Raw genomic sequence first — 13,246 nt, 5'->3', positions numbered from 1 at the left:
TTTTTTGAATAGGTCTAGTGTATAGGAAAGCAGTGGTGTAAGCAATGAGTAAGAGGAAGATTTTACGTGGATATAAATATACAAAAAAACAGGGGGAGGTTGATTTTATCGAAATATGTTCTGAAACTTTTCTTTTATGAGCCGGAATTCCTTTCGGGTCAATCCAGACTTCTCGAATAATCCTTTTTCTTGCGATTTCTTTTTAACATCATATACGCACCCGTTACCACCACAAAACCAATAAGGACCAACACTTGATAGTCTTCAATCACTTCAAGTATCACATCTTTCTCCCCATCATATAACTTTCCTATACTCAAAAACAGGAAAGTGGAAGGAGCAATACCGAGCATCGTCAGGAGGGAATAGGCCTTCACATCCATTTTCGCCATGCCTGCAAGGAAGGGGATGACATTCCCTAAATGAAGTGGACTTGCGATCGCTACGCTCCAAATTCCGTATCGATTGAACTTTTCCTGGCCCAATCTGAGCTTCTCCAGCTTCTTTGGCTTGAGCTTCCCCTCTATCTTCTCCCCCAGTTTAAAACTGATATAGTATGGTATATAACTTCCCATGGTGTATAAAAAGCTTCCAGCTATTGAAATGACTCCGATTTCCACCCAGGTTAAATCGAGGATGAATCCCATCGTCACGATGAAAAATGTTCCAAAAAAAGGAAAAGCACTTCCTTCAATAAATAGAGAAAACAATACACCCCATATCCCCCATTCTTCTGCAATACGTATGATCCATTCCGACATCCCACTCACTCCTGCATATTATCGTATCTTCAATATAATAAAGATCTTGAAATTCCAACAGAAACCGCGGAAGTAATTCCCTCTAAGACTTGGGGTGTATTGACAAAAAAAGACCGGTCATGTATCAGACCAGTCCCAGTAATGTTATGATGCCTTTCGGCTGATTTCCTGCTGGTGCGTCCGTACTTTGATCAGTCTTGGCGCCATGTTGACCATGATCATCAATACAATGGAACATAAAACAGCCGAACCCAGCATGGTGATGCCGTTTACTATGAGAGAGAAGAGCAGCGGCGACATATCATCAGGGGCGTATTCGGCAAAAAACACAAACCCTGCGATGAAATGCCAGAAATAGCGGGCGAGGCTTCCCGCAAATGTCGCAATCACTACCCACAGAATGGCTTTGGATCGTCTGCTTTTTCCTAATGCTGCCTGTATCTTCCCCGCAAAAACACCGGCAAAACCAATGAAGGCAAAGGCGATGAAGTACTCTATTACCATTTGAACCGGTGTCGCAATCCAGGCATCTCCAAGGGCAATCTGCAATATTCCCCATAGAAATCCTCCCATTAGTCCTGCTCTCCATCCACGTCGATAAGATAATAGAAAGATCGGAACCATGGCAATTGAAATAGAGATACTCGGTGACAGCTTAATAGAAGGCATCATATCAAGGATGACGGCGAAGGCTGCCATCAATGACGCTTCAAGTAATACAATGAGTCGAGTGTGTTTCATATAAAAAATCCCCCTTAGGTAATGAAACGAAACCATAAGGAGGCTGAGTGCATGCATTGAAATAAGCATAAATAGGCTTATTTTCCACATCCCTACGCTAGTCCTAACTAACAGGTTCAGAGGGTCAGAACAGATTGTTCACTCTCAGCTTTCGCTCCCCTTGTGGTAACGTTTATAAAGTTGTTAAGATTTATTATACATGAAGATTGATAGAATTAAAGTATGAAAGGTTCTTTTCTTAAGGTGTCTCTCTGAGAGGATCATGAAGGATAATGACGGGCATTGACTTAGGGGTGACCATGAATCCATATACTTTTCCATCCTTGTCCTTATACGCTACAGAATAATCTCCAAATTGAGGGGAGAATTCAACGTTTTGATATTCAAGATCAAGGTCCTGATACTTAAGGCTCACATACAGTTTGGTAGCGATCCTTGCTGTCAGGTGCTGCACAGTGGAAATCCGGTTGGCTACTATTATGAGGATGATTGCGATACCGAGTAACATGACTTTCTTTGTCCTGGACAATCTGATCATTCATCTAGCCCCCTTTTATTTCTTCATGACTACTATACTCGTATACTCTCTATTATATACCTATTTACTGAACCATGACAAAAGAGCTACTCTAATGGACGTGTGTCATAATACCCATTTTTAGCAGCTCTATTTTTGTTATTTACTTTGTTCTTTTTCATTCAAGAAGGAGTCCTCTTAAAATATCTACTGAATTGGCATGAATCCTACGTTCCAATAGCCGTCTTCATCCTTTACCATCTGAAAGCCCATATCTCCCTCACCACCATTATCATACTTAATATATCCATCCATATCGCTTGTTTGAATAAATTCACCGTTATCGATTCCTTTGAAGACACGTAATATACTTTCCTTCGTCACCCTGTCCGCTCGGGGAAACTTCTCGTCCTCTTCTTTTGTCCATCGAATATAATCCGGTCTGTCTGTGTACATTTCATAGACAAGGTCATGTCGTTCGTCCAGTGATGCCTGGACATACAACTTTGCTATGCTGATGGGGGATAACCCGTGTAAATGTTCTTCCTTTGGATCTTGGGAAAACACTTGATAGACCGACTCTTCTTCTGATGTCAGACTGAGGTTCCACTCACTGGTCTCTTTCTTGACTTCTCTAAAAGAGAAGGGCATCACCACACTGAACTTCCATCCATTATCATAAATCAACCTGAACCTTTGGACATTCACTTCCCGGGAACCTTCCGAAACCGGTATTTCGTAAGTTACATCACTCATCGATTCTGATGTTCTCACCTTAATGGCAGTAGTATTGCTCCATTGATAACTGGTTTCATAAGATACATCGGGCTGTGCCAGCTTTCCTTTATAGACTATAAAGGGGAGATCCTCCGCCAGCTGTTTAGCCGCATCCGGCGTAAAGCTCTCTATCAGGAAATGGATCACTTTATCTCTTGAGTCAAATTCTTCACTCATAAATCGGTAGCGCTCCCCTTTATATTCAAAGGTTTCAGCAGTCCCTTTATCGTTAAGGATCAAATCATATCGATTATACGCTGCTGCCATCAGTTTATCGGCCGTCGGTTCATTCAACTCAGTGGGTTCATTTGAAGCTGGAGTCACCATGGCGTCTTGCTCCTGCGAAGCGTTTTGACCGTCCCTTCCAACGCCAATCAGTTCAATTGTCAAGAATATCCCCGCCAATATAAAGGCAGCAGCCATTAAATTCGGAACCAACTTCCCCCACTTCTTCGCACTCTTTTCTTGACTATTCATTTCATCAAATAGTTTCGATTTCAACTCTCTCTTAAACTCTTTGCGCGGAGCAGGGACTGGTCGGTTTTTCAAAGATTGTAATACGTCATCATTGGATTTTTCGTTCATTTACCAGCACCGCCTTGTAATTGGAATTTCCCACTAATTTTTTCAACAGATTCATACCCCTGTGATAATCTACTTTTACTTTAGAAGGCTTGCAATCGAGGATTTCAGCTGTTTCTTTGACGGAGTATTCTCTTAATCCCCTTAAAATGACCACATTTCGATAATCAGGCTTCAGCTTTGAAAGGGCAGCCTGAACCATTTCCCACTCTTCGTTCTTCTCCATCTCTTCTTCCGGCAGGCCCTCCTCACTTTTCCTTAAATTCAGAAGGACGTCGGGAAGAAGGGAGATAAGCTTCCTCTTTCGGTAATGATCAATGGCTGTTCTTCGTGCAATGGATATGATCCATGTTTTCTTTGAAGATTGATGCTTGAAGCTGTGATAACTTTTGAAGACTCTCATAAATGTATCCTGAGTTAAATCCTCTGCTTCGGATGAATTATTCGTGAAATAAAATAAGTACTGGTATACATCATGGAAATATGTTTCATATAACTCTTCCAGTTGATCGTGATCTTCTTTCAATGGGCGTCCCCCCCTTTACTGTATCTATTAGTCGTTACTGGTGCTTAAATGGTTTCAATAACTTTTAAAAATCTGTACTCGAAAAGAAAAAGAGCCGTCATAATTACTTCGGCTCTTACTTTTAATAATGTATTATTTTTTTGATTATTAAACGACCGTTTAGCTCTTTTACGCCTGTCAATTCAATCCTTTCCTCTCTTAATCAAACGTTTGTTTAGTTGTCTAACATCTTCGTGAGGCGGGACATTTGGCTTTGGAGTTCGTCGATTGGCACGAAGCGTGCTTTTCTGAACATTTCTTTCCCCTCTACAAACATAATCAGGACGGGTACAGTGAAGATGGAGAATTCTCCTGCGATTTCCGGGATTTCTTCTGCATCGGCATGAACAGATACCACCGATTTAAAATCCTCCAACACCCTCTCAACCTGCGGGAGGAGTGCATGACAGACCGAGCAATTAGGTCTTGATATGTATAGCAATACAAGCTTTTCAGATTCTAGCACTTTCTTAATGGCTTCTAAAGAATGGATATCTTCCACTTTCCACTCTCCTTTCTTTGTTTATGGCTGTTTTCGTAAACATTGTTGCTTTTAGATGTAGCGAGTGGCGGTTGATTTCCGCTACAGGTGCTCGCTTTCCGCGGGGCTGGCGGTGAGCCTCCTCGGCTGCGCCTGCGGGGTCTCACCTGTCCAGCTACGGCGGCTAGCCCCTCGAGGTCATAAGCTAAATGGCCCAAGAAGGCAAAAGAACGCCTTCTTAGCCCATTCATCTTATGCTTGTCGGGGCTAAACAAGCCGCCTCCGCTTTTCCTACTGTCCAGCGTTTCCCGCAGGAGTCGAACACCTGCAGCGAGAATCAACTGACGAAAAGTTTGACTATCACAAAGAATATGTGGAGATTGCGTATGCCACTGCTTTTCCATTGTTGCAGTGACTGATTTTATTTTATAGTCCTTTACGCTTTTTAAACTGATGGTCACAAACCATTTTGCTCTGTCAACTACTTACTACTTTAGAGGGTGAAGGGAACTGCGTAGACTCCTACGGAAAACGGGCGTGCCGAGACCCCGGAAGCGGTTTTTGCTGAGGAGGCTCGGCCGAACGTCCGTGGAAAGCGGGACTGTTCCCTTCACCCTCCTGCACCACAACTCAAATGACAGAGCATCGCAAATCTTAGTTTTGAATGCGAATAGCAACAATCTTTGCGAAAACAGCCTTGTTTATAAATGAATCATCCTGTCCTGTCTTGGTACACATACAACGTTCCATTAGATGGCCTTCTGAAGGACGGTCCGGTAAATCCACGTTTACGTAATTCTTTTCTCATATACATCATGATTCCCCCATGACCCACAATGAGTACATCTTCTCCTTCACGAATGATCCGATCGACCACGCCACTGATTCTTTCCTTGACTTCCCTTTTACTTTCCGGCTGGGAACGATGGTTGAACCACCAGGCCAATCGGATGAATGTCAAATGTAGAAAAAGTGGCAGCTTCCTCTTAGACTTGAAGAGCGGAGATAATCTGATTTCCCTCAGCTCCTTTAGATAAGAGATTTCTCCTACATAAACTGATTCAGCTGTAACCCTCGCCCTTGATAAATCGCTGGAATAACAGCCTTTCCAAACAATATCTTGAAGGTCAACCAGGTTTTCTACCACTTCTGACGCATCATATTCCTCCACCCACTTCATCAGCTCTTCACTTGATACAAACGAAGCCGGATATCCCCTTGTTACTTTAAAATGCCTTATGAGACCAACCTTCATACGCATCCCCTCCCAGATCCATTATACAAGTTTTGGGAAGAGAAAAAGCATGCGTTTAGGACGCATGCTTACATGTATCGTATTAACCTAAAGAAACATCCAGAATCATCATCACGACGAAGCCAAGCATTAATCCTAGCGTAGCAAGGTCCGTACTTCCTGAGGATTGCGATTCCGGTATCAACTCTTCCACGACGACGAATATCATGGCACCGGCTGCGAATGCGAGTGCATAAGGCAGTAGCGGCTGTACCATCAGGACGGCTGCAGCTCCTATGACGGCTGCAATCGGTTCTACGATGGCTGAAAGCTGGCCGTAATGGAAGGATTTCAGACGGGACATCCCTTCTCCCCTTAGCGGGATGGAAAGCGCAGCCCCTTCAGGCATGTTCTGAATACCGATTCCAATCGCCAGCCCGATGGCTCCCACTAACGTCGCATCTCCAAGTCCGAGCGATGCAGCTCCAAAAGCAACGCCGATGGCTAGCCCTTCCGGAATATTATGAAGAGTGATCGCTAAAAATAATAAGGTCGATTTTTTAAATTTTGTTGGGGGGCCTTCAGCTTTTTCAGATTCGTTCCCTAAATGTAAATGGGGTACGACAAAGTCTAAAAGTCTGATAAAAAGTCCACCTAGTAAAAATCCAATGGCAGGTGCCAGCCATGGAATCTGACCGTTTTGCTCACTGAACTCTATCGAAGGGGCCAACAGGGACCAAAACGACGCGGCAATCATGACACCTGCAGCAAACCCGAGCATCATATTCAACGTATGCTTCTCAATTTTAGTGAAGAAAAAAACCGTGGCAGCTCCAAGTGCAGTCAATCCCCATGTGACGAGACCCCCGAACAGCGCCTGTACAGTGGGATTAAATCCACTTAACCAGTCTATGAACATATGAACCACTCTCCTCCGATCAAACATGTTGAATACTATCATCTTGCATCAAGGAAACTTTCTTTGTCAAAGGAAATGCTATACGACCTATTTACCATGGGCCATTATTTTTCTATATATATGTCATCCGAATCGAAATGTGTTTGTATCGCTTATTCTTCCATACTTTCATATAGTGTATACCAATAAAACGCCCCTGCCTTATACGGCAAGGGTGTTTATCCCATCAATCCCTGATGGCTTTTTTCCATAAGATCAGATTGGTAAAGAATAATACAATGAGATAAGCCAAAATACCAAACGGAATCTGCAGGGCCAGATAATGTAGCCCCAAAAACACTCCAACAATCAGATAGAACGGCATTACCTTCCAGCTGTCACTTTGCTGTATGCCTTCAAAGCTTTCGGAAAATGGCAGTGTCCCCCTCATCAACCCTAGACAGATGACGGTAAAGATGCAGGCGCTTATGAAGACCAGAATGATTTCGGACAATATCCGGAAACCAAATAGAAAGATAAATACAATGCTCAATAGCCCATATAAAGGTAGAAACAATTTCATAAGAAACGCCTTCAACGTACCTTTGTAGATGGAAGCCCTGCTTTTGACAGGTGCTACTTTGTACACCCAGGATCCCTTGTATTTCCCTGAATAGCTGAGCATCATCACGACTGTCGGGATGACGATGAAGCTTGAATAAATGGATAAATACATACTTGAAGTCAGTAAATCCTCCCTCGTCCCATCCATCAACCCGTTGAAAATGAAGATGAACGGCATGATGATCGCAAACCCGAGGGCCGGGTACACCTTCAACTTGAATTCCCTCTCATTTTTCATCATATAATGGGCAAATCGAAAAAACGCCCTTTCTTCATTCGATTTGGACAAAACCTTCATGAGACCATCCCCGAAATGGACAGGAGCTTTCTTCTTTTTCCCGCCATGTGAAGATAATTTCTGAAGATTCTTCTCAAAGGTCGGCAATGCTTTCACGTAGACGAAAAGAGCAATGAATGGAAACAGTATGCCGATACCCGAAAGGATCAGGATCATCATCTGGTGATTACCGTTTAACAACCATTCAAACGGGGCACCGAACCAAATTGGTGGCAGAAAGATATTCCACCATTTTGGTGTGAAAGCAACCGTTAAATCAACGAACTCGAAGGAACGGGCGACAATCTGATACCCCACGGCAAGGCCGATGGATAAACCAATCTGAACATAGTTGATGATATCCTTCAGCTTCTCACCGTCAAAATATTGCAGGATAAAATAATAAAGCATGGCCGTCAACACGACAATCAAAATATTCATCAGGATGATCCCCGCAAGGAAAATCATAAAGAATACAAATCCTTGATTGATCAACCCTACGATCAAAGGAATCGCGGTCAAAGAACCTGTCAGGAAAAACAGATAGATAAACACATGAAGCGTTTTAGCCAGGCTGATGGTTTTTCTTTCGACCGGCTTTGTAAAGAGAATCGTATGATCCCTCATGTCCAGTATGACCACAGAAAAATCGGATATCATGGAGGTCATGACGATGAAAATCAGTACAGTAAAGGTGATGCTCATCTGAAAGATATAGTTATCTCCCATCAGAATGAAAGGGAGAACAAATAATCCAAACAGGGCATACACCCAAAGGGATTTAATAAAGCGGTTTTCATCTTTCCCTTGCTTTCTCCCCTGTTGCTGAAAGATCGTCGGCACACGTCTTTGATCCATCGTCAGTTTGACTTGAAGAATGCTTCTCAATAACCGGTAATCGAACCCCAGCTTTGTAAATAACCCTTGAAACCAATCCATAAACAGCAGCGTACGAAATTCCTTCATGCCCTACACCTCTTGGACAACAGAAACAATTTCCGCCGCTGTTTCCTTATGTTCGTTGAATCCTGTTAGTTGGTTAAAAATTTCCTCCAAAGAACCTTCCATGTTCTGATTCTGTAATTCTCCAAAACTGCCATCTGCGACGATTTGTCCGTTATGTAAAAGGACGATGCGATTACTGATCTTTTCAACCACATCCATAATGTGGGAGGAATAGAATATTGTCTTTCCCTGTGCTGCAAGCTGTGCGAGTAGTTCTTTGAAAATCATGACGGAATTGGCATCCAGCCCATTGATGGGCTCATCCAAAAATAAAACATCGGGATTATGTAATACGCTCGAGATGATCAGGATTTTCTGCTTCATCCCTTTCGAGTACGATGCGATTCTCGATTCATACACATCGGAAAGACCAAACAACTTAATCATTTTCTCCGCTTTTCCTTGTGCCTTTTCCCGCTCCATTCCGTACAGCTCTCCGATGAATGTGAGATACTCCTTTGCCGTCAGATTATCATAAAGATCCGCCATCTCCGGCACATAGCCAATCCGTTTCTTGTATTCTACGGAACTATCAGATATATCTTTCCCAAATAGCTTCACCTGACCCGAATACCCCTCTTCCAGCCCAAGAATGATCTTGACGGTCGTACTTTTCCCGGCACCATTCGGCCCGATATAGCCAATGATCTGTCCTTCATACACATCCAGTTGGACGCCCTTCAATACTTCCTTGCTCCCAAATCTCTTCTTCAAATCCCTGATGGATAAAATCGGTTCTCGAACGTCCATAGAAATCCCCTTTTTTCTTTAGATATGCCTATATGCTAACATAAATTCCATTTTATGGTCATCTATACATGAAGTATTCTCAGATTTTAAGGATTTTATCTTTTTTTCATTTCCCCCTTCCCAAACTGGTAGAACCTGATATATACTCTAACTGTATTAAGATAACTAGTACACTACATACAGTTTGGAGGGTGGATATGTTTGAGCTTGATTTAAGAAGCCGTAAGCCTATTTATGAACAATTAGTGGAGAAACTGAAAGAGTTCATCATCAATGAAGTGCTTAAGCCTGACGAACAATTACCTTCCGTTCGTGCCCTGGCGCAGCAGCTGACGATAAATCCAAACACAATCCAAAAAGCCTACAGGGAACTGGAAACCCAAGGGTTTATATATTCGGTGAAAGGACGGGGTAGCTTTGTTAATCCTTCAAGTCACATTCAAAACGCGGAGAAGATCATGAAAGTAAAAGAAGAGTTGTCGAAACTTTTGTCGGAAGCCCTTTATCTGGGGATCACATCTGAAGATTTAAAACAGATGATTTCAGAAATTGAAGCAACGGTTGGAGGTAATCAAGCCGATGATAGAGATTAAAGCCATAAATAAAGCCTTTGAAGGCACGAAAATCATCCATGACATTTCTTTCACCGTTCAAACAGGTTCGATCTACGGCCTGCTTGGATCCAATGGTGCCGGAAAGACCACATTACTGAAGACCATCTCAGGAGTGTTGAGGCCCGAAAGCGGAGAGATATCAGTTGATTCCCAGCCTGTTTATGAAAATATCCCGAAGAAAGAGACTCTGTTTTTCATACCCGATCAACCATTTTTCTTTGCTCATTATACGCTTGATCAGATGGCCCGTTTCAATCAGAACACATATTCAAAATGGAATGAAGAACAATACAAGTCTTTAAGCAGCGTATTCGGGATCGATCCCCATAAAAAGCTTCATAAGTTTTCAAAGGGTGTTCAGCGTCAGGCCGCTTTTATCCTTGCCCTTTCCACACAACCGGAAGTCCTGATCCTGGATGAACCGATGGACGGGCTTGATCCCGTTGTCAGGAAAAAGGTCAAAAGCGTCCTTATCTCTGAAGTGGCCAATCGGGACATGACCATTATCATCTCTTCCCATAACCTCAGGGAAGTGGAGGACATTTGTGATCATATCGGTATCTTGCATCAAGGGAAATTCATATTGGAGAAGGAACTTGATGATTTGAAGTCCGGCATTCATAAAGTGCAGCTGGCATTCAAAGGGGAAATCCCGAAGAATCTCTTCAGTAAGCTCGAGCTCTTGCATTCAGAGACCCGGGGAAGTGTTTCCCTTTGCATCGTCCGCGGTGAAGAACATCATGTGAGAAGCATCATTCAACCTTATCAGCCGGTCATCTTCGATATGCTGCCGTTGACACTGGAAGAAATCTTTGTTTATGAAATGGAGGACGTCGGCTATGCCATCCAAAACATCATGGATCAATAAGGAAGTCATCATACTGAGTCTTCGCAATGCTGGTTGGGTGGGTATTGTCTATTTCCTTGGACTACTCTTTTCGTTACCGATCGCTATTCTTGGCCGGTTGTCCAGTGACGATCAATCCTATCCCATTACAATTGAACACAATCTATTTATGATTCAATACCCGATACAAGTGGGACTGATGCTGTTTATCCCTGTTATTCTCTCACTGTTCTTATTCCGTTATCTGCATGTGAAACAAGCCGGGGATTTCATACATAGTCTCCCGATTCATCGCAGAAAGCTATTTTTCCATTTTACAGGGACGGGACTGGGACTTCTCATCATTCCTATCCTGTTGAATACGGTCATCTTGCTGTCTCTCTATACACTCACGGATCTTCATGAATTCATTGGGATCGATGACATTTTCATCTGGTGCGGCACCACGATTCTCGTGAACCTCCTCTTGTTCACGTTCTCTACCTTTGTGGCTATGATCACGGGGCTGACCGCCGTTCAAGGTGCTCTGACATATATCCTGCTATTATTGCCGGCAGGGATGTTTGTACTGATTTGCTACAGCCTGAAAAATTTCCTGTACGGATTTCCAGAGGACTATTTCTTCAGTGTACAAATGGAGGAATACTCCCCTCTCATCAAAGCGGCGTACTTGGAAGACAACCTATTCACCGGTTCAGACGTTTTGATGTTCACGGTGATCACACTCGTATTCTATGGATTATCCTATCTTCTCTATCAATCAAGAAAAGTGGAGGTTGCTTCTCAGGCAATCGTTCACCCTATCCTGAGACCATTGTTCAAATACGGAATCTCCTTCTGCTTCATGCTCTTCGGGGGAATGTACTTCAATGGGGTATACCAATCACCGTTCTGGACCATTTTCGGTTATTTCTTCGGGTCACTCATCGGCTACTATATTGGACAAATGATATTAGAGAAGCACTGGAGAGTATTCCGTCACTGGAAGGGATATGCAGGATTCGCCATTTGCATGATTCTAGTTGGCATCGGCATACGATTCGATCTATTTAACTATGAAAAGAAAGTCCCTGACATGGCGGATGTAGAGACTGTCCACGTAAGTGATACCTTTTATTCCCTGACAGATAACCCTGAAAACCTCATCAAGGATCCCTTCATAAAGGATCCGAAAACGATTCAGGCTGTCTTGGATCTTCATAAGGAAATACTGGACAATCAAGCTCACTACACACAGTCAGACAGGAAGACCCAGGTTTTTCTTTATTACAAGTTGAAAAATGGGCATAAGCTTGTACGGAATTACTGGGTTAATACAGAAAATGTGGAATCTCAATATGCTTCGCTTTACAAAATGAAGAGCTATAAAGAGAAAACCGAACAAATTTATGGTATTGATTCGAGTCAGGTCGATAAACTCACGATTTATAACGAAATGGGCAACACCCACAGCGCTACCATTTCTAATCCAGATGAAATTCGTGAAGCCATCGCCATCCTGAAAGAAGAAACCTACGATGAGTCATTTGAAGAACGTCGCAAAGTCAACCTTTATAACGTTGAACTCCTTTTGTCTGATGATATGTGGGCCCATGCTGAAGTGAAACCTCATAACAAAGAATTTATATCATGGCTTAAGAAAAAAGGGTATTTAGAAGAACTGACATTCAAGGCATCTGATATTGAATGGATGTATGTTTCTGAGCAGAACTCTTACGATGTGGTTTCTGGCCAAAACGTTGAACAGGCCGTTGCAGAGCTCAAAAAAGAGGGAAAGGCCATTGAAGTAAAGGAGACCGGACAGATCGAAGCCATCATGAATCAGCTCGAATATGATCCGAATGATTACACCCTAATCCTCAAGTTTCAAAACGAAGGAAGAATCGATACGTATGGCTTATCTAAGGAAGATGCACCATCCTTTATCAAAGAAAAATTTGAAGAATAGAAAGTAGAGGTGACCATATGGACACGTTAGCATCACCACCTTCCCTCACCTATGAAGGGATGTATGAACAATTCCATAAGCTGATCTATCACATTGCTTACAACATAACGAAGGATCTGCATTTATCACAGGATATCGTCCAGGAAACCTTCTTGAAAGCATATTTAAAAATTGATACCCTCCTGGATGTGACCAAAACGAAGTCATGGCTGACATCGATCGCAAGATGTACGGCGATCGATGTCATACGAAAACGGTCTAAATGTCAGGAGGTCTTCATGGAAGATCAAGAAGAACTTCATTCCATCCAGGATTACCAGTCATTGGAAAGTGTGATCGAAGTTCGCTTCCTCAAGAGCTGCATCCAAGATCATATAAAGACCCTGCCGAGAACTCAGCAGGAAGTCATGGCGTTGAAAGTGACAGAAGACATGAGCGACAGCGAAATCGCCCTCAAGCTGAATCTGTCTGCCTCCACGGTCAAAACCCGCTTTCACCGGGGAAGGAAGCAGTTGTATTCAGTCATTTATACTAAAGTATCGGCATAATAAAAGGAGCCTCGGTGAGAAGGCTCCTTTTTTTAATGGAAAATGGGTTTTGAAAATAAATGCTTTGGTTTTGAAAA

14 protein-coding genes and 1 riboswitch are annotated in these 13,246 nt (G+C 42.8%); of the genes, 4 read left to right on the top strand and 10 right to left on the bottom strand.

Features of this window, described 5'->3' with window-relative positions; genetic code table 11:
• Positions 1-158: 158 nt before the first annotated feature.
• The 10 genes from SLH55_RS16510 to SLH55_RS16465 form a co-directional block, all read right to left on the bottom strand.
• Positions 159-761, bottom strand: a complete 603-nt coding sequence (locus SLH55_RS16510) for a DedA family protein (protein ID WP_320324032.1) — start codon at positions 759-761, stop codon at positions 159-161.
• Between the two features lie 144 nt (positions 762-905).
• Positions 906-1,502: an energy-coupled thiamine transporter ThiT gene (gene thiT, locus SLH55_RS16505; RefSeq protein ID WP_320324031.1), complete on the bottom strand. Its 597-nt coding sequence runs from the start codon at positions 1,500-1,502 to the stop codon at positions 906-908.
• 72 nt (positions 1,503-1,574) lie between these two features.
• Positions 1,575-1,673: riboswitch (TPP riboswitch) on the bottom strand.
• 67 nt (positions 1,674-1,740) lie between these two features.
• A complete protein-coding gene (locus SLH55_RS16500) occupies positions 1,741-2,040 on the bottom strand; it encodes a hypothetical protein (RefSeq protein ID WP_219167996.1) in 300 nt (99 codons plus the stop codon).
• Positions 2,041-2,226: 186 nt separating this feature from the next.
• Positions 2,227-3,381: a DL-endopeptidase inhibitor IseA family protein gene (locus tag SLH55_RS16495; protein ID WP_320324030.1), complete on the bottom strand. Its 1,155-nt coding sequence runs from the start codon at positions 3,379-3,381 to the stop codon at positions 2,227-2,229.
• Positions 3,362-3,904, bottom strand: coding sequence for an RNA polymerase sigma factor (locus tag SLH55_RS16490; protein ID WP_320324029.1), 543 nt, complete (start codon positions 3,902-3,904; stop codon positions 3,362-3,364). Before SLH55_RS16490 ends, SLH55_RS16495 begins: the two co-directional genes overlap by 20 nt.
• Before the next feature lie 214 nt (positions 3,905-4,118).
• Positions 4,119-4,445, bottom strand: a complete 327-nt coding sequence (locus SLH55_RS16485) for a thioredoxin family protein (protein ID WP_320324028.1) — start codon at positions 4,443-4,445, stop codon at positions 4,119-4,121.
• Between the two features lie 691 nt (positions 4,446-5,136).
• Positions 5,137-5,679, bottom strand: coding sequence for a histidine phosphatase family protein (locus tag SLH55_RS16480; protein ID WP_320324027.1), 543 nt, complete (start codon positions 5,677-5,679; stop codon positions 5,137-5,139).
• An 82-nt stretch (positions 5,680-5,761) separates the two neighbouring features.
• Positions 5,762-6,577: a ZIP family metal transporter gene (locus SLH55_RS16475; RefSeq protein WP_219168000.1), complete on the bottom strand. Its 816-nt coding sequence runs from the start codon at positions 6,575-6,577 to the stop codon at positions 5,762-5,764.
• A 226-nt stretch (positions 6,578-6,803) separates the two neighbouring features.
• The gene (locus SLH55_RS16470) at positions 6,804-8,423 is read right to left on the bottom strand and encodes a hypothetical protein (RefSeq protein WP_320324026.1); all 1,620 of its coding nucleotides are present in this window, start codon (positions 8,421-8,423) and stop codon (positions 6,804-6,806) included.
• 3 nt (positions 8,424-8,426) lie between these two features.
• Entirely contained in the window at positions 8,427-9,212 is a 786-nt protein-coding gene (locus SLH55_RS16465; RefSeq protein ID WP_320324025.1) for an ABC transporter ATP-binding protein, read from the bottom strand.
• 197 nt (positions 9,213-9,409) lie between these two features.
• On the opposite strand from SLH55_RS16465, the gene SLH55_RS16460 reads away from it, so the two are divergent.
• From SLH55_RS16460 to SLH55_RS16445, 4 genes are read left to right on the top strand one after another with little or no spacing between them, the layout of a single operon-like run.
• On the top strand, positions 9,410-9,805 hold the full coding sequence (locus tag SLH55_RS16460) for a GntR family transcriptional regulator (protein WP_219168003.1): 396 nt from the start codon (positions 9,410-9,412) through the stop codon (positions 9,803-9,805).
• A complete protein-coding gene (locus tag SLH55_RS16455) occupies positions 9,792-10,694 on the top strand; it encodes an ABC transporter ATP-binding protein (protein WP_219168004.1) in 903 nt (300 codons plus the stop codon). The genes SLH55_RS16460 and SLH55_RS16455 overlap by 14 nt, the downstream gene beginning before the upstream one ends.
• Complete coding sequence (locus tag SLH55_RS16450) at positions 10,666-12,621, top strand: DUF6449 domain-containing protein (RefSeq protein ID WP_320324024.1); 1,956 nt, start codon at positions 10,666-10,668, stop codon at positions 12,619-12,621. The genes SLH55_RS16455 and SLH55_RS16450 overlap by 29 nt, the downstream gene beginning before the upstream one ends.
• Positions 12,622-12,638: 17 nt before the next feature.
• Positions 12,639-13,169 carry an RNA polymerase sigma factor gene (locus SLH55_RS16445; protein WP_320324023.1) on the top strand — a complete coding sequence of 177 codons (531 nt, stop codon included), beginning with the start codon at positions 12,639-12,641 and terminating at the stop codon, positions 13,167-13,169.
• Positions 13,170-13,246: the final 77 nt, after the last annotated feature.

The sequence above is a fragment of the Rossellomorea sp. YZS02 genome, assembly GCF_033963925.1.
Lineage (GTDB): Bacteria > Bacillota > Bacilli > Bacillales > Bacillaceae_B > Rossellomorea.
The sequence above is the reverse complement of the archived record's forward strand: the minus strand, read 5'-3'. Positions and strand labels throughout refer to the sequence as shown.

Excerpts from the sequence above, each read along its gene's own strand:
- SLH55_RS16465 (WP_320324025.1), bottom strand. The coding sequence starts at position 9,212 with ATGGACGTTCGAGAACCGATTTTATCCATCAGGGATTTGAAGAAGAGA.
- SLH55_RS16460 (WP_219168003.1), top strand. The coding sequence starts at position 9,410 with ATGTTTGAGCTTGATTTAAGAAGCCGTAAGCCTATTTATGAACAATTA.
- SLH55_RS16500 (WP_219167996.1), bottom strand. The coding sequence starts at position 2,040 with ATGATCAGATTGTCCAGGACAAAGAAAGTCATGTTACTCGGTATCGCA.
- thiT (WP_320324031.1), bottom strand. The coding sequence starts at position 1,502 with ATGAAACACACTCGACTCATTGTATTACTTGAAGCGTCATTGATGGCA.
- SLH55_RS16470 (WP_320324026.1), bottom strand. The coding sequence starts at position 8,423 with ATGAAGGAATTTCGTACGCTGCTGTTTATGGATTGGTTTCAAGGGTTA.
- SLH55_RS16445 (WP_320324023.1), top strand. The coding sequence starts at position 12,639 with ATGGACACGTTAGCATCACCACCTTCCCTCACCTATGAAGGGATGTAT.
- SLH55_RS16480 (WP_320324027.1), bottom strand. The coding sequence starts at position 5,679 with ATGAAGGTTGGTCTCATAAGGCATTTTAAAGTAACAAGGGGATATCCG.
- SLH55_RS16495 (WP_320324030.1), bottom strand. The coding sequence starts at position 3,381 with ATGAACGAAAAATCCAATGATGACGTATTACAATCTTTGAAAAACCGA.
- SLH55_RS16510 (WP_320324032.1), bottom strand. The coding sequence starts at position 761 with ATGTCGGAATGGATCATACGTATTGCAGAAGAATGGGGGATATGGGGT.
- SLH55_RS16475 (WP_219168000.1), bottom strand. The coding sequence starts at position 6,577 with ATGTTCATAGACTGGTTAAGTGGATTTAATCCCACTGTACAGGCGCTG.
- SLH55_RS16455 (WP_219168004.1), top strand. The coding sequence starts at position 9,792 with ATGATAGAGATTAAAGCCATAAATAAAGCCTTTGAAGGCACGAAAATC.
- SLH55_RS16450 (WP_320324024.1), top strand. The coding sequence starts at position 10,666 with ATGCCATCCAAAACATCATGGATCAATAAGGAAGTCATCATACTGAGT.